The following is a 17,686-nucleotide window of genomic DNA, read 5'->3' on the forward strand; positions in this document are numbered from 1 at the left end:
TGTGAACCCGTGTGCGACGCCGTTCCGCACGCCGGGATGTGCTCTTCGTATGGACGGCAGTGGCGCACAGTGACGGCATGAGGCCTTCGGTGAAGCGTGTGCTGATCGGCTCCGTGGCGGGGAGCGTCGTGCTCGGCGGTGTGCTGGTGCTGCTGCCTCCGGACGGCGGCGGGAAGGCGAAACCGCCCGCGCTCGGACCGGCCGGACGGGCGATGGCGGCCGTGGGGGCAGGGGCGCCGGCCGCGCTGCCTGATCTGGCTGTGCTCATCGGGGAGCGCGAGGCGCAGGTGCGGGCGCATCCGCGGGACGAGCAGTCGTGGGCGGTGCTCGGGTCGGCGTATGTGGCGCGGGGCGTGCGGACGGCGGACTTCAGGGACTTCCCGAAGGCGGACCGCGCGCTGCACACGTCCCTGCGGGCGAGGCCGGAGGGCAACCCGGAGGCCCTGACGGGCCTGGCCGCGCTCGCCAACGCCCGCCGCGACTTCCGGTCGGCCCGCAAGTGGGGCGAGCTCGCGGTGAAGCAGGCGCCGAAGCGGTGGACGGCGTATCCGGCGCTGATCGACGCGTACAGCGGGCTCGGGGACGCGAAGGGCGTGGGGCGGGCCCTTGAGTCCTTGCAGGAGCTGGGTTCGGGGACGGCGGTCCTCGCCCGGTCCGGGCAGGTCTACCGCGACCGCGGCTGGCGCGAGGACGCGAACGCGGCGCTCACGGACGCGGCGGCCCTCGCCGTGGCCCCGGCGGCGAAGGCGGCGGCGCTGCACCGGGTGGCTGAGCTGGCGTGGGAGCGGGGCGAGCCGACGGTGGCGCTGCGCCACTACGACGCGGCGCTCGCCGCCGACGCCGAGCACCACCCGTCACTCGCGGGCCGGGGCCGCGCGCTCGCCGCGCTGGGCCGCTCCTCGGAGGCGCTGCTCGCGTACCGCTCAGCGCTGGCGAAACACCCGCTGCCCGAGTACGCCCTGGAACTGGGCGAGTTGTACGAGTCGCTGCGGCTGGCCCCGGCGGCGCGTGCCCAGTACGACGCACTGCGCACCCTGGTGCGGCAGGCGAGGACCCGGGGCATCAACAACGAACGCGTCCTGGGTCTCCTGGAGGCGGACCACGGTGACGCCGACGCGGCCGTGAAGCGGCTGACCGCGGAGTACAAGCGGCACGGCAGTCCGGAGACGGCGGACGCGCTGGGCTGGGCGCTGCACCGGTCCGGGGAGAGCGAGGCGGGCCTGAAACTCGTGACGAAGGCGATGGACAAGGGCCCGCGCAGCGCCCTGTTCGCCTTTCACCGCGGCTCGATCGAGCGGGAGTTGCAGTACTACGGCGCGTCCCGCCGTCACCTGAACGAGGCGTTGCGCATCAATCCCTACTTCTCGCCGCTCGGTGTGCCTGCGGCGAAGCGGGCGCTCGCGGCGCTCGGCGAGCCGCCGGAGGGTGGGCCCGAGGAGATGTACGCCCCGGAACCCGCACCGCACGTCACCCGGCCCACTCGCGCAGTTCCCCGCGCCCCTGACGGGGCGCGGGACGGCGACTAAAGGTTGCCGCGCTTTTCCTGCTCGCGCTCGATCGCCTCGAAGAGGGCCTTGAAGTTGCCCTTGCCGAAGCCCATCGAGCCGTGGCGCTCGATCATCTCGAAGAAGACGGTCGGGCGGTCCTGGACCGGCTTGGTGAAGATCTGGAGCAGGTAGCCGTCCTCGTCGCGGTCGACGAGGATCTTCAGCTCGCGGAGGGTCTCGACGGGGACGCGCGTCTCGCCGGCCCACTCGCCGAGAGTGTCGTAGTACGAGTCGGGGGTGTCGAGGAACTGGACACCGGCCGCGCGCATCGTGCGGACGGTCTCCACGATGTCGTTCGTGGCGAGCGCGATGTGCTGGACGCCGGCGCCGCCGTAGAACTCCAGGTACTCGTCGATCTGCGACTTCTTCTTGGCGATGGCGGGCTCGTTGATCGGGAACTTGACCTTGAGCGTCCCGTCGGCGACCACCTTCGACATCAGCGCGCTGTACTCGGTCGCGATGTCGTCGCCCACGAACTCCTTCATGTTCGTGAAGCCCATGACCTTGTTGTAGAAGCCGACCCACTCGTTCATCTTGCCGAGCTCGACATTGCCGACGCAGTGGTCGATCGCCTGGAAGGTCCGCTTGGCCGGGGGCTCGACGATCGGGTTCGCGGCCACGAAACCGGGCAGATACGGGCCGTCGTAGTCGGTGCGCTCCACCAGGGTGTGGCGGGTCTTGCCGTACGTGGCGATGGCGGCGAGGACGACCTTGCCGTTCTCGTCCTTGACCTCGTAGGGCTCCGTGATGCCCCGTGCGCCCTGCTCAACGGCGTAGGCGTACGCGGCACGCGCATCCGGCACCTCGATGGCGAGGTCGACGACGCCGTCGCCGTGCTCGGCCACGTGGGAGGTGAGGAAGTGGCCCCAGTCCGTGGAGGCCTTGATGACGGAGGTGAAGACGAAGCGCGCACCGCCGTTGGTGAGGACGTAACTCGCGGTCTCGCGGCTGCCGTTCTCCGGTCCGGAGTAGGCGACCAGCTTCATGCCGAAGGCCGTGGAGTAGTAGTGCGCCGCCTGCTTGGCGTTGCCCACGGCGAAGACGACCGCGTCCATTCCCTTGACCGGGAAGGGGTCGGCCTCGCGCGCGGTGTCGGGTGTGGTGTGGGTGGTGGTCTCAGTCATGGTGTGAGGCTCCCGCCGAACCACAAGGTGCGCAATAGTTCGCGTTTTCAGTGGTCAATCTGCCCAGTGGTTGGCCAGGATGAGCGGGCTATCTGTACATCATGACCACCTTGGAGGCGGCATGGCGATCGATCATCTGGACGGCAGACTCATCGTGCTCCTGGCGCGGGAGCCGCGTATCGGGGTTCTTGAGGCGTCCCGCAGGCTCGGCGTGGCGCGCGGCACGGTGCAAGCGCGGATGGACCGGCTTCAGTCCAATGGAGTCATCCGCGGCTTCGGCCCGGAGGTGGATCCGGCGGCACTGGGCTACCCGGTGACGGCCTTCGCGACGCTGGAGATCAAACAGGGCCAGGGCGCCGACGTGCGGGCCCATTTGGCGTCCGTCGCCGAGGTGCTCGAACTGCACACCATCACCGGCCACGGCGATATGCTCTGCCGCCTCGTGGCCCGGTCGAACGCCGATCTCCAACGTGTGATCGACCGGGTCGTGGGCTTTGATGGCATCGTCCGGGCCTCAACGGCGATCGTCATGGAGAACCCCGTTCCGCTGCGGATCATCCCGCTGGTGGAACAGGCGTCCGAAGACCCCTGAGTCACCCCGCACCCCCGCGTCACTGACCTGTGAGCAGCTTCGGAAAGGCGAGGTGAGCACTTCAGTGAACTTCTGGGACTACCTCGGCAACCGCCACCAGCAACTGCTGGCGGACGCGTTCCAGCATGCGAGCGCCGTCTTCCAGTGCATGGTCGTCGCCACCCTCATCGGCGTACTGATCGGTGTCCTCACGTACCGCAGCGAATGGGCGGGGAATCTCGCCACGACCACCACGTCCACGATTCTCACCGTCCCGTCGCTGGCCATGATCGGTCTGCTGATCCCGATCGTCGGGCTCGGGGTCGCGCCGACCGTCATCGCGCTGACCCTGTACGGACTCCTTCCGATCGTGCGCAACTCCATCGTCGGTCTGCGCGGCGTCGACCCGTCACTGATCGACGCCGCCAAGGGCATCGGCATGTCGCGTCTCGCCCGTCTCTTCCGGGTGGAGCTGCCGATCGCCTGGCCGCCGATCCTGACCGGCATCCGCGTCTCCACGCAGATGCTGATGGGCATCGCGGCGATCGCCGCGTACGCGTCGGGGCCGGGGCTCGGCAACGAGATCTTCCGCGGCATCGGCTCGCTCGGCAGCAAGAACGCGCTCAACCAGGTGCTCGCGGGCACGCTCGGGATCATCGTCCTGGCGCTGCTCTTCGACGCCGCGTACGTCGTGATCGGCAGGCTGACCATTTCGAGGGGGATCCGTGTCTGAGACCACCACCGCCTCCGGGCCGGGGACGACCGCTGCCACCTCCGGGGCGACGATCGAGCTCGAGAACCTCACCAAGCGCTACCCGGGCAGCAGCGAGCCCGCCGTGGACAGCGTGAACATGGAGATCAAGGCGGGCGAGATCGTCATCTTCGTGGGCCCCTCCGGCTGCGGGAAGTCGACGACCCTGAAGATGATCAACCGGCTGATCGAGCCGACGGGCGGCCGCATCCGCATCGACGGCGAGGACGTCACCGACATCGACCCGGTGAAGCTGCGCCGCAAGGTCGGGTACGCGATCCAGTCCTCCGGGCTCTTCCCGCACATGACCGTCGCCCAGAACATCGCGCTCGTCCCGAAGATGGTCGGCTGGGGCAAGTCGAGGATCAAGTCGCGGGTCGAGGAGATGCTGGACCTGGTGGGCCTCGACCCTGGCGAGTTCCACCACCGCTACCCGCGCCAGCTCTCCGGCGGCCAGCAGCAACGCGTCGGCGTGGCACGCGCCCTGGCCGCCGACCCGCCCGTCCTCCTCATGGACGAGCCGTTCGGCGCCGTCGACCCGATCACCCGCGACCACCTCCAGGACGAGCTGATCCGGCTCCAGCACGAGCTGCACAAGACGATCGTCTTCGTCACGCACGACTTCGACGAGGCCATCAAGCTCGGCGACCGCATCGCCGTCCTCAGGGAGCGCTCGCACATCGCGCAGTTCGACACCCCGGAAGCCATCCTCACCAACCCCGCCGACGACTTCGTGTCGGGCTTCGTGGGCGCGGGCGCGGCGCTGAAGCGCCTGAACCTCACGCGCGTACGGGACGTGGAGATCGCCGACATTCCGACGGTGACCGTCGACGACCCGCTGCAGGACATCTTCGACAAGCTGCGCGGCGGCACCACCAACGAACTCCTCCTGCTCGACAAGCGCGGCCGCCCCTACAAGTGGCTGCGGCGCGGCGACCTGATGCGCGCCAAGGGCTCCCTGGCCCGCGCCGGCACCCTCGTCCACGACACGGTGACCCGCGACGCGACCCTCCGCGACGCGCTGGAGGCCGTCCTCACGGACAACGCGGGCCGGGTCGCGGTGACCGGGCGGCGCGGCGAGTACACGGGCGTCGTCGACATGGAGACGCTGATGAACTCCGTCCACGAGATGCTGGAGGCCGACCGCCTCGAAGCGGTGGAGCACCAGCACGAACTGGAGGAGCAGCGGGCCCACCTGACCCAGCACGAGCAGGAGGGTTACGGCGGGGAGGCGAAGGCGTGAGCGGCACCGCCGGGGGCACGCCCCGGATCCCCGACCCCAAGCCGAAGCCGAGGGAGGCGTCCCGCCCCCAGGGCGAGCACGAGGTCAAGGGCCTCGCCTTCCGCGACGAGGGCGAGGCCGAACTCGAAGCGCCCCCCGCGGTACTCGCCGCGAGGCAGCCGCGCCGGATCAGCTGGCAGAAGCTGACGTTCCTGCCCGCCGTGCTGGCGGTGGTCCTGCTGGCGACGTGGTGGTGGTTCGAGCAGGCCGACCTCGACGCGATCTCCAAGAACGCGCTGGCGAACGGAAACGTCTGGCTCCGCCTGCGCCAGCACATCGAGCTGACGGCCATCTCCACCTTCTTCGTCCTGATCATCGCCATCCCCCTGGGCATCCTCCTGACCCGCAAGAGGCTGCGCAAAGGCGCACCGGTGGCGATGGCGGTGGCCAACATCGGCCAGGCGACCCCGGCGATCGGCCTCCTCGCGCTCCTCGTCATCTGGCTGGGCATCGGCGAGAAGGCGGCGCTCATCGGCATCATCATCTACGCCGTCCTGCCGGTCCTCTCCAACACGATCGCGGGCCTGAAGGCGAACGACCCGACCCTGATCGAGGCGGCACGCGGCATCGGCATGTCCCCGCTCGGCGTCCTCTCCAAGGTCGAACTCCCCCTGGCCGTACCGCTGATCCTCGCGGGCGTGCGCACGGCGCTCGTCCTCAACGTGGGCACGGCGACGCTCGCCACGTTCGGCGGGGGCGGCGGTCTCGGCGACCTGATCACGACGGGCATGACCAACCAGCGCATGCCGGTCCTCATGCTCGGCTCCATCCTGACGATCGCGCTGGCGCTGCTCGTCGACTGGCTGGCGTCGCTGGCGGAGCTGCTGCTGCGCCCGAGGGGCCTGGAGGTGGACGCATGAGGAACCTCAACGTCACCGCACGCACGACCGTGATCGCCGCCCTGGGCGGGGCGCTGCTGGCCGCGTGCGGTCTGACGAGCGGCAGCCCGATGGTCGACGACGTCAAACCCGGCACCATCGGCAAGGGCCTCCCCCTGAAGGGCGCCGACCTCACCGTCACCTCCAAGGAGTTCACCGAACAGCTCATCCTCGGCGCGATCATGGGCATCGCGTTCGAGGCGGCGGGCGCGGATGTGCTCGACCGCACGGGCATCCAGGGCTCCATCGGCGCGCGCGAGGCCGTGAAGGGCGGCGACGCGGACGCGATGTACGAGTACACGGGCACGGCGTGGATCACGTACCAGGGCAATACGGACCCGATCACGGACCCCCGGAAGCAGTGGCAGGCGGTGCGTGACGCGGACCTGAAGAACGGGGTGACGTGGCTGGACCCGGCCACGCTCAACAACACGTACGCCCTGGCGATGAACCAGAGCAACGCCTCCAAGTACAAGACGAAGACGCTCTCCGACGTGGCGGCGCTGTCCAAGTCGGACCCGAAGGCGGTGTCGCTCTGCGTGGAGAGCGAGTTCGCTTCGCGGGAGGACGGGCTGCCCGGCATGCAGAAGGCGTACGGGATGAAGGTCCCGTCCTCCAACATCACCAAGATGGACACGGGGATCATCTACACGCAGGCGTCGAAGGGGTCGTGCGTGTACGGGGAGGTCTTCACGACGGACGGCCGCATCAAGGCGATGGACCTGACGACGATGGAGGACGACAAACACTTCTTCCCCAACTACAACGCGGCCCCCGAGATCAACAGCAAGTCCCTGAAGGAACACCCGGAGATCGCGGAGGTCCTGGCCCCGATCACGAGGAAGCTCAACAACAAGGTGGCGCGGGACCTGAACTCCAAGGTGGACGTGGAGGGGGAGGATCCGCACGAGGTGGCGAAGGACTGGTTGGTCGAGGAGGGGTTCGTCAGGGAGTAGCGGCGACTCCGGTGGACCGGTGTCTTCGACGGTCACCGGGGCCGCCCGGTGTTTTGCGGAGTGTGGCGGTTCCGGGCCGGGAGTAAAGGGCGCTCCGCTGCGCTACGCGTCGGCTCCGCCGATTCCGCTCCGCTCCACCCTTGACTCCCGCCCCTCCACCGCGAGCTGACCTTTGACCCGGACGGCCAGGGGTGGGGGCTGCGGGGACCCCTGGGCTAGTCATCACCCTTCGCTGCCGGGTGCGGTCCGGTCCATCGTGGCCGACGGCCAGGGTGGCGTGGCCGCCCAGCGCGCGGCGTCGCCGCTCGGACCATCCCCTCGCGCGGCCGGGTGCGGCCCGTCCCAACGCGAGCGACCGTCACGGTTCGGGGCGGGTCCCCCGCTCTCGTTTCCGGGTGCGGACCGGCCCATCGTGCGCGGGCGGGATGGTCGAGGTGCTGTGCCCGGTCGGGGGCCTCCCCCTCCGGCACCTACTTTCGGAAAGTTGCGAACCGGGTGACCGCGCGCCCCCCTCGGCAGACCGGATGCGCCCCCTGGCTGTCGAGCCGGGCCGCTCCTTCCGGCACCTACTTCGGGAAAGTTGCGAATGCCTTCACCGCACGCCCCCTCAACGGGCCGAGTGCGCCCCCGGCAATTGAGTAGCGGCGGCCCATCCCGGCGCCTACTTCGGGAAAGTTGCGAATGCGGCCGCCGCGCGCCCCCTCTGTGGATCGAGTGCGCCCCCTTGGTGTGTCCGTTTGCTGTGTCGAGTGTGCTTGACGGGTGGTGGGCGGGGCGGCGCGCGGGGTGTGGGAGGGGGGCGTGCGGCGGGTCGGTTCGCAACTTTCCCGAAGTAGGTGCCGGAAGGGGGCCCGGGGGCGGCCGCCCCTCCGGTCGGCCCGGTGATCACCTCGCGTACGGCATGCCGACCCGCCCGCCGCACACCCCGCGCCCCGCCGCCCCCTCACCCCGGGCCCCGTCCCGCCCCCCACCCCCCGGCCCATCTCGCGCATCCGATACGGCGAATCGGCAAGCCGGGGGGGGCGCATCGGACATGGGTGGGTGCGCGCGGCGAGTCCATTCGCAACTTTCCGAAAGTAGGTGCCGGAGGGCGCGGCCCTTCGACCGGGCACGGCACCTCGACTGTGCCACCCGCCCACGATGGGCCGGGCCGCACCCGGCAACGAGAGCAGCTCACCCGCCCCAGACCGTGACGGCCGCTCGCGTTGGACCGGGCCGCACCCGGCCGCGCGAGGGGATGGCCCGAGCGGCGACGCCGCGCGGTGGGCGGCCACGCAACTATGGCCGTCGGCCACGATGGACCGGGCCGCACCCGGCGATGAACGGTCATAGCCCACCCACCCGGATCCGCCGGCCCCACCCCTGGCCGTCCGGGTCAACATCAGCTCGCGGTGGAGGGACGGGAGTCAAGGGTGGAGCGCAGCGGAATCGGCGCAGCCGACGCGCAGCGCAGCGGAGCGCCCTTTACTCCCGGCCCGGAACCGCCACACTCCGGACAACACCGGGCGGCCCCGGTCACCATACGGCGCGGGCCCACCGAAGACGCCGCTACCGCGCGTCCAGTTCCGCCCAGATCGTTTTGCAGGGACGGAGTGGGAGCGGGCCCCGCTCCGTGCCCCAGCGGTCCGCGAGCGCCTCGATCAGGAGTAGGCCCCTCCCCGACTCCGCCTCCGAGGAGGGTCGGCGGGGGTGCAGCGGCGGGCTGCGGTCCGCCCTCGCGTCCGTCACCTCGATACGCAGCGTGTTCGACGCGCTGAGCAGCAGACCCAGCCGGAAGCTCCGGCCCGGCACGTGCCCGTGCAGCACGGCGTTGTTCGCCAGCTCCGCGACGATCTGCTCCGCGTCCTCGGACGGCCGCCGCCAGCTGCGTAGTTGCTCCCCCGTCAGGAGCCGGGCCAGTCGCGCGCCTCGTCTCGTCGCCGAGAGCAGGATCGTGAACTGGTGTGTGGGTGTGGGGGCTTGGGCCCGGGTGGAGATTTCTTGGTTCACGTCACTCAGCGTCGCGGCGTGTGCGTAGCGTGGCCAGGGCGGCGCGCTGTGCGTGCGGGGTCTGTCCGGACGTTGTCCCGGCTTGTCCCGGCTGTCCATGTAGGCGGCCGGGTACGTGTGCGCGTTGGTTCGGGCAGTACGTCGGAGGTGGGCGCGGTGGAAGAACGTAACGACGGTGTGGACGAGCCGGGTTGGGCCGTCGACCCGGAGGACGAGATCAGCTCCGTGGTCGAGATGGTCGGCCATCAGCTGAAGCTGCGGAGGGAGGTGGCGGGAATGTCGGTCGCCCAGTTCGCGGCGGCCATCGGGTACGGGGAGGACCTGGTCCGGAAAGTCGAGAGCGGGACGCGCATCCCCCGCCCCGAGTACCTGGACAAGGTCGATGAGGTGGTGGGGGCGGGCGGTTTCGTCTCCGCGATGAAGAAGGAGATGAGGGAGGCCAGGTATCCGAGGAAGGTTCGGGAGCTGGCGAAGCTGGAGGAGCGGGCGGTCGAAGTCGGCTTGTACAGCAACCACAACGTTCACGGCCTTCTGCAAACGGAAGAGTTCGCGCGAGCACTGCTGGAGACGCGGAAACCCACGTACGCGATCGAAGATCTGGAGCGTCTGGTCGCTGCGCGAATGGCCCGCCGGTCGATTTTCGACCGCTCACCTGCGCCTGAGCTCAGCTTCGTACAGGAAGAGGTGACCCTGCGGCGGCCGATCGGGGGGACAATGGTGCTGCGTCGGCAGCTCGAACGTCTGCTGGAGTTGGGCGAGTTGCGGAACGTCGAGGTTCAAGTGATGCCCACTGATCGTGCTGACCACCCCGGGACTGGCGGCCTGATCGAGTTGCTCAAGTTCGGTGACGGGACCGCTGTGGGCCGCTCCGATGGCGAGTTCGGCGGCCGTCCAGTCTCTGACCCGAGGCAGCTCCGTATTCTTGAACTCCGGTATGGCATCATCCGGGCCCGTGCTCTCACGCCGGGAGAGACGCGGACCTTCATCGAGGAAGTGCTGGGAGAAACATGATCCGCAAGGGCACTGCTGGTGACCGCGTCGAGCTGGAGTGGTTCAAGAGCAGCTACAGCAGCAGTAGTAACGGCGAGGACTGCGTCGAGATCGCTCTGGAGTGGCGCAAGAGCAGCTACAGCGACAGCAACGAGTCCGGCGACTGCGTCGAGATAGCCACCACCCCCGCCCACATCCACATCCGCGACTCAAAGACCCCCCACACCCCCCACCTCACCCTCACCCCCTCCACCTGGTCCGCCTTCATCACGTACGCCACATACGCCACATCCGCCTCACAGGACTCAGAGGCGTAAGACCAAGGGACCAGCAAGCCCCCACCCCGGGACAGGGGTAAAGACAACCCACGCCTCTTACCCTGGCGTGCATGACTGACGACACCGGCGGCGTACTGAGCAAGCCCTACAGAGCCCTGAGCATCGGCATCGTCTCCGTCGTGCTGCTCATCGCCTTCGAGGCGACGGCCGTGGGGACGGCGATGCCCGTCGCCGCTCGGGAGCTCGACGGCGTGTCGTTGTACGCCTTCGCCTTCTCCGGGTACTTCACCACGAGCCTCTTCGGCATGGTGCTGAGCGGCCAGTGGGCGGACCGCAGGGGGCCGCTCGGCCCGCTCGCCACCGGCATCGCGCTGTTCGCGGCGGGGCTGCTGCTGAGCGGGACGGCCGAGGCGATGTGGCTGTTCATCGCGGGACGGGCCGTGCAGGGCCTGGGCGGCGGCCTGGTGATCGTCGGGCTGTACGTGATCGTCAGCCGCGCCTACCCCGAGCACCTGCGCGCGTCGATCATGGCCGCGTTCGCGGCGAGCTGGGTCGTACCGTCCGTCGTGGGCCCGTTGATCTCGGGGACGGTCACCGAGCACCTCGGCTGGCGCTGGGTGTTCATCGGCATTCCCGTCCTCGTACTCGCGCCCCTCGCCCTCGCGCTGCCCGCGATACGGCGGACGGCGTCGGGGCCGGTCGACCCGGACGCGCCGGTCGCGGCGTTCGACCGGCGGCGGATCCGGCTGGCGCTCGGGATCTCGCTGGGCGCGGGCCTGCTCCAGTACGCGGGGCAGGACCTGCGGTGGCTGTCGCTGCTGCCCGCCGCGGTCGGCGGGGCGGTCCTCGTGCCGGCGGTGCTCGGGCTGCTGCCGAAGGGGACGTACAGGGCCGCCCGCGGACTGCCCTCCGTCGTACTGCTGCGCGGCGTCGCGGCGGGGTCGTTCATCGCGGCGGAGTCCTTCGTACCGTTGATGCTGGTCACGCAGCGCGGGCTGAGTCCCACCATGGCCGGGCTGTCGCTGGCCGTGGGCGGCGCGACGTGGGCGCTCGGGTCGTACGTGCAGTCACGGCCGCGCATGGAGCCCTACCGGTCGCGGCTCGTCTCGTCCGGGATGGTGCTCGTCGCGGCGTCCATCCTGGCCGCGCCGTCCGTCCTCATCGAGGGCGTGCCCGGGTGGGTCGTGGGCGTCGCCTGGGGCTTCGGATGCTTCGGCATGGGCATGGTGATCGCCTCGACCAGCGTGCTGCTGCTGCGGCTCTCCGCGCCCGAGGACGCGGGATCGAACTCGGCGGCGCTGCAGATCTCGGACGGCCTGTCGAACGTGCTGCTGCTGGCCGCCGGAGGTGCGGCGTTCGCGGCGCTCGGCGGCGGGACCGTGGGGGCGGGCCACGGGGCGGACGACGCCGCGGGGTCGCACCCCGCCGCCTTCGTCGCCGTCTTCCTGCCGATGGCCGCGGTCGCCCTGGCCGGGGCATGGGTCGGGACGAGGCTGCGGGGGCCGCAGGCGCCGGACGAGACGGCGGTCGCGTCGGTCCCGGCGGCGGACGGGACGGGACTCGTGGTGACCGACGTCGTGACGGACGTACGCATGGACGTCCTGTCGGACACGGCACCGGACACGGCACCGAACGTGACCTCGGACGTGACCTCGGACGTACGGACGCGAGAGTGAACGTACGTCCCGACACCTCCGTGTGAGACCCGTCGCACCCGCCCCGGTCACCGCCCCGACCTCAGTGGAACGTCAACGCATCACCGGTAAGGTGGCCCGGTTGTCATACGTGCCGCCGACCCGCGAACCCGGAGACCGTGACTACCACCAGCGCCGCCGCCAACTCCTCCCACCACCTCTCTCCCGCCTTCCCCGGCCGTGCCCCCTGGGGCACCGCCAACAAGCTGCGCGCCTGGCAGCAGGCGGCGATGGACCGGTACATCCAGGAGCAGCCGCGAGACTTCCTCGCCGTCGCCACCCCCGGCGCCGGCAAGACGACGTTCGCGCTCACGCTCGCGTCCTGGCTGTTGCACCACCACGTCGTCCAGCAGGTCACCGTCGTCGCGCCCACCGAGCACCTGAAGAAGCAGTGGGCCGAGGCCGCCGCCCGTGTGGGCATCAAGCTGGACCCCGAGTACAGCGCGGGACCGCTGAGCAAGGAGTACCACGGCGTCGCCGTGACGTACGCGGGCGTCGGCGTGCGACCGATGCTGCACCGCAACCGCTCCGAGCAGCGCAAGACGCTCGTGATCCTCGACGAGATCCACCACGCGGGAGACAGCAAGTCGTGGGGCGAGGCGTGCCTGGAGGCGTTCGAGCCGGCCACCCGCCGCCTCGCGCTCACCGGTACGCCGTTCCGGTCCGACACGAACCCGATCCCCTTCGTGCAGTACGCCGAGGGAACGGACGGAATCCGGCGGTCCGCCGCCGACTACACGTACGGCTACGGCAGCGCGCTCGGCGACGGCGTCGTCCGGCCCGTCATCTTCCTCTCGTACTCGGGCAACATGCGCTGGCGCACCAAGGCCGGTGACGAGATCGCCGCGCGGCTCGGCGAGCCGATGACGAAGGACGCCGTCAGCCAGGCCTGGCGCACCGCGCTCGACCCGCGCGGCGAGTGGATGCCGAACGTCCTCAAGGCCGCCGACAAGCGGCTGACCGAGGTCAGGAAGGCCATCCCGGACGCGGGCGGCCTCGTCATCGCGTCCGACCAGGACTCCGCGCGTGCGTACGCCAAGCTGATCCGCGAGATCACCGGGACCAAGGCCACCGTCGTCCTCTCCGACGACACCGGCGCGTCCAAGCGCATCGACGACTTCAGCGCCAGTACGGACCGGTGGATGGTCGCGGTCCGCATGGTGTCCGAGGGCGTCGACGTGCCGCGCCTCGCGGTCGGCGTGTACGCGACCACCATCTCGACGCCGCTCTTCTTCGCGCAGGCCGTCGGCCGTTTCGTACGGTCCCGGCGGCGCGGCGAGACCGCGTCCGTCTTCCTGCCCACCGTCCCCGACCTGCTCACCTTCGCCAACGAGATGGAGGTGGAGCGGGACCACGCCCTCGACAAGCCGAAGAAGGAGGGCGAGGAGGACCCCTACGCCGAGTCCGAGAAGGAGATGGACGAGGCGAACAAGGAGCAGGACGAGGACACCGGGGAGCAGGAGCAGTTCTCCTTCGAGGCGCTGGAGTCCGAGGCCGTCTTCGACCGCGTGCTGTTCGACGGCGCCGAGTTCGGCATGCAGGCGCACCCGGGGAGTGAAGAGGAGCAGGACTACCTCGGTATTCCGGGGCTCCTCGAACCCGATCAGGTGCAGATGCTGCTCCAGAAGCGGCAGGCCCGGCAGATCGCCCACAGCAGGAAGAAGCCGGACGAAGAGGCCGACCTCCTTGAACTGCCCGCCGAGCGGCGGCCCGTCGTCTCCCACAAGGAGCTCCTCGGGCTGCGCAAGCAGCTCAACACGATGGTCGGCGCGTACGTCCATCAGAGCGGAAAGCCGCACGGCGTGATCCACACCGAGCTGCGCCGCACGTGCGGCGGGCCGCCGAGCGCGGAGGCCACGGCGGGGCAGCTGCGGCAGCGCATCGAGAAGGTCCAGGAGTGGGCCACCCGCATGAAGTGACGTTCGAGTAAGGAGCCGGGGGTTCCGAGTGGGGAGGTCCTGTGCGGACGGGGTGCGCGCGGCCTCCGGGGCGGCCACCGCGTATTGGGGCAATGGGGGGCGCTAGGGGCGTCCCCGTGCCCGGATTCTGGACGAAGTCTTCCGCTCAGCGGGACGGCCTCGCTAATGTCCCCGCAAAGCACACGCCCCGTGGCAGCGCCGCCGCGGAGCGCAGCCGGTGTTCCGACCGGCGGCCTCTGACGCGCGTCGCCCACGGGACCGGCGACGCAACCGCCGCGTAGGGGGGCCGCCGACCCTCACCTAAGGAGTGGGCGTCGTGACCGCGGAGACTTCCCAGACGCTCGACCGAGGACTGCGCGTCCTCAAGCTGCTGGCCGACACCGACCACGGCCTTACGGTCACCGAGCTCTCCAACAAGCTCGGGGTGAACCGCACGGTGGTCTACCGCCTGCTCGCCACGCTCGAACAGCACGCGCTCGTGCGCCGCGACCTGGGCGGCCGGGCCCGCGTCGGCCTCGGCGTGCTGCGGCTCGGACGGCAGGTGCACCCGCTGGTGCGCGAGGCCGCGCTGCCGGCGCTGCGCTCGCTCGCGGAGGACATAGGCGCGACGGCCCACCTCACCCTCGTCGACGGCTCGGAGGCCCTCGCGGTCGCGGTGGTCGAGCCGACGTGGACGGACTACCACGTCGCGTACCGGACGGGTTTCCGTCATCCGCTCGACCGGGGAGCGGCGGGCCGCGCGATCCTCGCGGCCCGGCAGGGCCTGGTCACCGACCCCGGCTACGCGCTCACACACGGCGAGCTGGAGGCCGGCGCGAGTGGGGCCGCGGCGCCGCTGGTGGGCGTGACGGGGCTTGAGGGCAGCGTGGGCGTCGTCATGCTGGCGGATTCCGTGCCGGAGAGGGTGGGGCCGCGGGTGGTGGACGCGGCGCGTGAAGTCGCCGATGCGTTGCGCTGAGGGTGCTGCGATATCAAGCCCGTCCGGCGATTGAGGACGAGCCCGGCGCAGCCGGCGATGACCGGCGCCCGGGGCCGGAGACGCCGCACGTTAGATTGATCCCGTGTTCTCTCGTCTCACGCGCCCCCAGGCCCTCACCCTCTGCGCCCTGCCCGTCGTGGCGCTGCTCGCCGTCGCGGGGCTCGCGCCGTTGCCGTTCGCCGTGGCGCAGCCCGGGGGGACGGCCGACGTGCTCGGGAAGCACGACGGGAAGCCCGTCCTGACGATCAGCGGCCTGCCCACCCGGGAGACCCGCGGCGAGCTGCGGATGACCACCATCGTGGCCACGGGGCCGCAGATGGATGTGTATCTCGGCGACGTCATCGACGGATGGTTCCGTAGCGACCGGGCCGTGATGCCCAAGGACTCCGTCTACCCCGTCGGCGACGACGTCAAGGAAGTCGAGAAGCACAATCTCGGCGACATGAAGAAGTCGCAGGACGCGGCGACGGACGCGGCGCTGAACTACCTCAAGGCGAACGGCGTCGACGACACCGACAAGGTGAAGGTCAAGGCCGACCTCGGGAAGATCGGCGGGCCGAGCGCGGGCCTGTTCCTCTCGCTCGGCATCATCGACAAGATCGACGGCGACGGCAGCGGCGGCGACCTCACGGGCGGCCGCAAGATCGCGGGCACCGGCACGATCACGGCCGACGGCAAGGTCGGCCCGGTCGGCGGCGTCGCCCTCAAGACGCAGGCTGCGGGCCGCGACGGCGCCACGGTCTTCCTCGTACCGAAGGACGAGTGCTCGGACGCTCAGGCCGAGCTGCCGAAGGGTCTGCGGCTCGTACCGATCACGACGCTGAAGGGAACGGTCGACGCGCTGCGGGCGCTGGAAAAGGGCGGGAAGGTCCCGAGCTGCTGACCAGCCGCAGCCCCAACTCGACGAGACTCCAGCCCACTTGAGCGCGGAGGTGGCGGCGCCTCACTCGGCGGCGCGGAGCCGCGTGCCGTAACCGTGCGGCGCGCTCCTCGTGCAGCTTCAGATGTACGTACGGGTCCATGACCCGCTCCTCTCAGTTGCCGTCGGCCGGGTGCGGCCGGGTCGGGAAGATGTGGGAGTGGACGCGCACTTGGGCCACGTCCGGGGTGCCCTCGGGCGGGGCCGCGTCCCGGTAGCTCTCCACGAGCGCGTTGACCCTGTGGCTCAGTTCGGTCGCCTGGGCGGGGCTCAGGGTCAGGGTGTAGTCACTCGTGTCCGCCGCCTCGTCCCACGCCTTCGACCACTCGTGCCGTGTCGCGATCCACGTGGTCACTTCCTGGGAGCGCTGCGTCGCGTACTCGTACAGGAGCGTGCTGAGCGCGGCCTGCACCTCCGGGTTCGGGTCCCGGATCAGTTCCTCGTCGGTGCGCGTGCCCTGGTGGGCGGAGCGCCACCACCGCTCGCGGCCCTTGTTGCGGTCCGGGTCGTCCTCGACGAACCCGTACTCCGCGAGCTGCCGCAGGTGGTAGCTGGTCGCGCCGCTCGACTCGCCGAGTCGGGCGGCGAGTTGGGACGCCGTGGCCGGGCCGTCGTGGCGCAGAGAGGTGAGCAGCCGCATCCGGAGGGGGTGCGCGAGGCCCCGCAGTGAGCGGGGGTTCAGGTGATGGACGTTCCGGGGGCGGGGCCCGGACGGGGCGTCTTCCGTCATGCTCAGCAGCGTAGGGATGCAAAGACTCCGTTGCAACAGTTTTTGCAACGGAGTCTTTGCAAGTTCAGCGGGAGGACCGGGAGAGGACCGGGAGAACCGGGAGAAGACCGGGAGAACCAGGAGAACTGCTACTCGATGGCCGCGCGGACTTCCGCCGGAGCAGCCTCGGCCATCTCGGCGAGGATCTTCTCTCTGGCCGCGGCGGGGGCCCACGACGAGGCGTACACAAGCGTCTCGACCCACTCCGCGTTCGCGGCGGCCAGCGCACCGCTATGGGCCCAGAGCCAGTCCGGGTCGTAGTCGCGGAACGTCAGCGGCGTGTCGCCGGGACCGATGCCGGCGAGCGCGAGCTCCTTGGTCAGGGTGAGAGCCGGACCGTCGACGGGGGCGCCCGCGTCGTCCACCACGAGGAGCCTCTCGTGCAGCAGCAGCGCCGCACCACTGAGCAGCGTGGCCGGGGCACGGCGCGGGTCAGGAGTCTTGGCGAGCCACTCCCGGCGCCGGGCCACCGCGCCCGCCACGAGTTCAGCCCCGGCGGCCTGCCGCTCGTTGGTGAAGAAGTCGTAGGCCGCCCGCACCAGATGAGGGTCCTCGGCGTTCAGGAGACCGGCCATGGCACCGCTCAGGGCCGTCCGCTCGGCGCCGAGAAGGCGGTAGAGCCGGGTGATCCACCGCGCGTGCAGCTCGACGCCGGGCGGATCGAACGGGGGACGCAGGGCCGTCTCGGCGACCAGAGCGTCCCAGCCGACGGCTTCGTTCAGCTCCACCCCGTCGAGGACGGCGGGGAGTTCGAAGTCGGGGTGCCCGCCGCACACCCAGTCCGTGAACGCCGGGGCCAGGTCGTCCGATTCGGAGCCGATCCGGTAGCTCCAGACCGTGTCCCGCCGGTGGCATCCGCAGGCGTAGCGGCGTCGCTCTCCATCGGGCAGCACTTCCGACCGCACCGGTTCACCGCAGGCCGTGCAGCGCAGCGCGTTGCAGCCCACGGGGGACGCCCAGCCGAACTCGAACGGCTCCGTCGGCAGCCAGAGACGCGCGCCCACCAGCTCGGGGTAGGGGTTGCAGAAGTTCGTCATGCC

The 17,686-nt window shown here is 70.5% G+C and carries 16 protein-coding genes; 12 read left to right on the top strand and 4 right to left on the bottom strand.

The window, feature by feature from the left end; translation table 11 throughout:
• The first annotated feature begins 77 nt into the window (after positions 1-77).
• Positions 78-1,526, top strand: a complete 1,449-nt coding sequence (locus tag DEJ49_RS13285; protein ID WP_150184327.1) for a tetratricopeptide repeat protein — start codon at positions 78-80, stop codon at positions 1,524-1,526.
• Here the strand turns inward: DEJ49_RS13285 and hppD are convergent.
• Positions 1,523-2,671, bottom strand: a complete 1,149-nt coding sequence (hppD, locus tag DEJ49_RS13290) for a 4-hydroxyphenylpyruvate dioxygenase (protein ID WP_150184328.1) — start codon at positions 2,669-2,671, stop codon at positions 1,523-1,525. The genes DEJ49_RS13285 and hppD overlap by 4 nt on opposite strands.
• A 121-nt stretch (positions 2,672-2,792) precedes the next feature.
• Here hppD and DEJ49_RS13295 point away from each other — a divergent pair, with 121 nt between their 5' ends.
• From DEJ49_RS13295 to DEJ49_RS13315, 5 genes are all read left to right on the top strand, one after another.
• Positions 2,793-3,263, top strand: a complete 471-nt coding sequence (locus DEJ49_RS13295) for an Lrp/AsnC family transcriptional regulator (protein WP_055702366.1) — start codon at positions 2,793-2,795, stop codon at positions 3,261-3,263.
• Positions 3,264-3,327: 64 nt separating this feature from the next.
• Positions 3,328-3,975 (top strand): ABC transporter permease, encoded by a 648-nt coding sequence (locus DEJ49_RS13300; RefSeq protein ID WP_150188204.1) that lies wholly within the window; start codon positions 3,328-3,330, stop codon positions 3,973-3,975.
• Entirely contained in the window at positions 3,968-5,236 is a 1,269-nt protein-coding gene (locus DEJ49_RS13305) for a betaine/proline/choline family ABC transporter ATP-binding protein (RefSeq protein ID WP_150184329.1), read from the top strand. Before DEJ49_RS13300 ends, DEJ49_RS13305 begins: the two co-directional genes overlap by 8 nt.
• A 26-nt stretch (positions 5,237-5,262) precedes the next feature.
• Positions 5,263-6,135 carry an ABC transporter permease gene (locus tag DEJ49_RS13310; protein ID WP_150188205.1) on the top strand — a complete coding sequence of 291 codons (873 nt, stop codon included), beginning with the start codon at positions 5,263-5,265 and terminating at the stop codon, positions 6,133-6,135.
• Positions 6,132-7,109, top strand: coding sequence for a glycine betaine ABC transporter substrate-binding protein (locus DEJ49_RS13315; protein WP_150184330.1), 978 nt, complete (start codon positions 6,132-6,134; stop codon positions 7,107-7,109). Before DEJ49_RS13310 ends, DEJ49_RS13315 begins: the two co-directional genes overlap by 4 nt.
• A gap of 1,548 nt (positions 7,110-8,657) precedes the next feature.
• Here DEJ49_RS13315 and DEJ49_RS13320 read toward each other — a convergent pair.
• Entirely contained in the window at positions 8,658-9,098 is a 441-nt protein-coding gene (locus tag DEJ49_RS13320; protein WP_150184331.1) for an ATP-binding protein, read from the bottom strand.
• 156 nt (positions 9,099-9,254) lie between these two features.
• Between DEJ49_RS13320 and DEJ49_RS13325 the strand changes: the two genes are divergently transcribed.
• The 6 genes from DEJ49_RS13325 to DEJ49_RS13350 all read left to right on the top strand — a co-directional run bounded on the left by DEJ49_RS13325 (position 9,255) and on the right by DEJ49_RS13350 (position 15,841).
• Complete coding sequence (locus tag DEJ49_RS13325; RefSeq protein ID WP_223832815.1) at positions 9,255-10,109, top strand: helix-turn-helix domain-containing protein; 855 nt, start codon at positions 9,255-9,257, stop codon at positions 10,107-10,109.
• On the top strand, positions 10,106-10,405 hold the full coding sequence (locus tag DEJ49_RS13330) for a DUF397 domain-containing protein (protein ID WP_150184332.1): 300 nt from the start codon (positions 10,106-10,108) through the stop codon (positions 10,403-10,405). Before DEJ49_RS13325 ends, DEJ49_RS13330 begins: the two co-directional genes overlap by 4 nt.
• Before the next feature lie 71 nt (positions 10,406-10,476).
• On the top strand, positions 10,477-12,042 hold the full coding sequence (locus DEJ49_RS13335) for an MFS transporter (protein ID WP_150184333.1): 1,566 nt from the start codon (positions 10,477-10,479) through the stop codon (positions 12,040-12,042).
• A 137-nt stretch (positions 12,043-12,179) separates the two neighbouring features.
• Complete coding sequence (locus DEJ49_RS13340; protein WP_150184334.1) at positions 12,180-13,979, top strand: DEAD/DEAH box helicase; 1,800 nt, start codon at positions 12,180-12,182, stop codon at positions 13,977-13,979.
• 316 nt (positions 13,980-14,295) lie between these two features.
• Complete coding sequence (locus DEJ49_RS13345) at positions 14,296-14,937, top strand: IclR family transcriptional regulator (RefSeq protein ID WP_055568198.1); 642 nt, start codon at positions 14,296-14,298, stop codon at positions 14,935-14,937.
• Positions 14,938-15,040: 103 nt separating this feature from the next.
• Positions 15,041-15,841, top strand: a complete 801-nt coding sequence (locus DEJ49_RS13350; protein ID WP_150184335.1) for a S16 family serine protease — start codon at positions 15,041-15,043, stop codon at positions 15,839-15,841.
• A gap of 151 nt (positions 15,842-15,992) precedes the next feature.
• On the opposite strand, the gene DEJ49_RS13360 is transcribed toward DEJ49_RS13350, so the two are convergent.
• Both DEJ49_RS13360 and DEJ49_RS13365 read right to left on the bottom strand, forming a co-directional pair.
• Positions 15,993-16,607, bottom strand: coding sequence for an ArsR/SmtB family transcription factor (locus DEJ49_RS13360; protein WP_150184337.1), 615 nt, complete (start codon positions 16,605-16,607; stop codon positions 15,993-15,995).
• 128 nt (positions 16,608-16,735) lie between these two features.
• Positions 16,736-17,683: a zinc ribbon domain-containing protein gene (locus DEJ49_RS13365; RefSeq protein ID WP_150184338.1), complete on the bottom strand. Its 948-nt coding sequence runs from the start codon at positions 17,681-17,683 to the stop codon at positions 16,736-16,738.
• Between the last annotated feature and the right edge of the window lie 3 nt (positions 17,684-17,686).

It is taken from the genome of Streptomyces venezuelae, assembly GCF_008642335.1.
Lineage (GTDB): Bacteria > Actinomycetota > Actinomycetes > Streptomycetales > Streptomycetaceae > Streptomyces > Streptomyces venezuelae_F.

Bases quoted from the DNA above. Each gene is read 5' to 3' on its own strand.
- DEJ49_RS13330 (WP_150184332.1), top strand. From the start codon at position 10,106: ATGATCCGCAAGGGCACTGCTGGTGACCGCGTCGAGCTGGAGTGGTTC.
- hppD (WP_150184328.1), bottom strand. From the start codon at position 2,671: ATGACTGAGACCACCACCCACACCACACCCGACACCGCGCGCGAGGCC.
- DEJ49_RS13295 (WP_055702366.1), top strand. From the start codon at position 2,793: ATGGCGATCGATCATCTGGACGGCAGACTCATCGTGCTCCTGGCGCGG.
- DEJ49_RS13285 (WP_150184327.1), top strand. From the start codon at position 78: ATGAGGCCTTCGGTGAAGCGTGTGCTGATCGGCTCCGTGGCGGGGAGC.
- DEJ49_RS13335 (WP_150184333.1), top strand. From the start codon at position 10,477: ATGACTGACGACACCGGCGGCGTACTGAGCAAGCCCTACAGAGCCCTG.
- DEJ49_RS13360 (WP_150184337.1), bottom strand. From the start codon at position 16,607: ATGACGGAAGACGCCCCGTCCGGGCCCCGCCCCCGGAACGTCCATCAC.
- DEJ49_RS13315 (WP_150184330.1), top strand. From the start codon at position 6,132: ATGAGGAACCTCAACGTCACCGCACGCACGACCGTGATCGCCGCCCTG.
- DEJ49_RS13365 (WP_150184338.1), bottom strand. From the start codon at position 17,683: ATGACGAACTTCTGCAACCCCTACCCCGAGCTGGTGGGCGCGCGTCTC.